The 1,812-nt window shown below is 44.5% G+C and carries 1 protein-coding gene and 1 pseudogene; both read right to left on the bottom strand.

Annotation, left to right across the window (positions count from 1 at the left end; all coding sequences use genetic code 11):
* Nucleotides 1–345 (bottom strand): annotated as a pseudogene (locus tag A3757_RS20545) (flagellin-like protein); the annotation flags it as partial.
* 112 nt (nt 346–457) lie between these two features.
* Nucleotides 458–1,567: an HD-GYP domain-containing protein gene (locus A3757_RS20540; RefSeq protein WP_068740208.1), complete on the bottom strand. Its 1,110-nt coding sequence runs from the start codon at nt 1,565–1,567 to the stop codon at nt 458–460.
* Nucleotides 1,568–1,812 lie beyond the last annotated feature (245 nt).

Raw genomic sequence — 1,812 nt, 5'->3', positions numbered from 1 at the left:
CAAGAGATTTGCTTCTTCTTGCAAGGCTTGTCGGTCTTGTGTGGATAGCGCACCGTTACCAGCTTGAATCGTCAACTCTTGTATACGACCAATGTTATCGTTAAGGCTTTTCAGTGCTCCGTCGGCAACCTGAATTGCGGAAATGGAGTCATTGGCGTTACGGATGCCTGCATCAAAAGCACCTAGTTGGCTATTCAAGCGTTCAGATATTGCTGCGCCTGCTGCATCATCAGCTGCGCTATTAATCCGGCTTCCTGAACTGAGCTGCTGCAGTTGTCTATCAGTTTGGGACGCACTGGAAAGGCTTTGAGGGCTGCCAATGCCGCCGTTGAGTGAAATAGTCATGATGATTGCTCCCGCCGAGATAGCTATTTTTTAATGATAGCGCGGGAAGTCGAGCAGGTCATTTATTAAACAGTAACGCTTGGTAACCAGCGCTACTGTTTAGGGTACTATTTTATGTCATATTTTTGCGAGTGACGTAATGATGCCTAACTGTTTCGTTAAAAGCTTCGACATAGGTAGGGTGAAATTGCGTGCCACTTTCGCCATTAATGAGTGTGACAGCACTGAACAGAGACTTCTTGTAGCTTCTATCTGCACGTTCGTTGGTTACTGCATNGAAGGTGTCCGCCAAAGCGATTAACATAGCACCACGGTGTATTTGTTCGTTTGCCAAATTCTTTGGGTAGCCTTTACCATCATATCGCTCATGGTGTTGAGCAACCATCGTGGCGGCTTCTGTCCAACCTTCCATACGACTTAGAAATTCTGAGCCCATCTCTATATGGCCGCGAATAGTACGAAATTCCTGGTCGCTTAGTTTGCTAGGCTTATTAAGTATGTCGGGCGAGACTAAAGACATGCCGATATCGTGAAGATAGACTGCAGCAGTTAATTGGTCTGTATCGATAGGCTCTTCAAGGTCTTTGTTGGTAGATAAGCACAACTCTAGAATGGAATCTGTTCTACCTTGTTTGTATATGCCTAAGTCATCTAGCTGTAAGGCAAGCTTTCTAAAAAATGCTAAGTCAGGGTTGTCCTGATGCTCAAGGCTCAGCGCGATACTGCCGGGTTTTTCTTCTTCAGTGCTACTTTTCTTCGCCCCGACCAGCTGGTCCATTGCTTTATCAAGTGCTTTCAGGTCCTGGCCTGCAGTGCAGCCTCTGACATCTTCGATAACCTTAAGCATGGTCGCCTGAGGCGTACCTTCTACCTGGCCATCACTAATCAGTGTATTGATCATATCCCGTATACGAATAACGATGGCAAAGATAAATTCGCCGTACATAGGAAGATAGGTACGCTGGCCTTGGCGCATGTCAGAGACGATTTCTTCGAGAGCGTGAATTGTTTCGACCAAGGGGTCGAGAAATACCATACGGCAATTACCTTTTAGAGAGTGAATGTCTCTAAAAAGGCGATGAACAAGTTCCGGATCTTTTGAGTTATCAAGTAATGCGATACAAGCTTCGATCTGCTCAATATTCTCTTGTAAACACTCTGCAAAATCTTGCGTTATTTCATTGTCTAGCTCAGTAAACTGAGGGCAGGTGGTAACCATCATTTCAATCCCGTTTTGATAAGCGCTATTAAGTCCTACTTTTAAGAATAGACCATGAGAGGAAAAATAAACGAAATTTTTGACTAGTTCACAAACTTAGGCTTGGCTTATAAGATTCTACTTAAAGTCCGAACCATTCTGGTTTGATCAATAAGACCAAAAGAACGCTTACCTGAATCGCAATAAATGGCATTACACCACGGTAGATATCACTGGTTTTGATGCTCGGCGGTGCCACACCCTTTAAA

The sequence above is a fragment of the Oleiphilus sp. HI0117 genome, from assembly GCF_001635235.1.
Note: the sequence above shows the minus strand (reverse complement) of the source record. Positions and strands in the feature narration are given on the sequence as shown.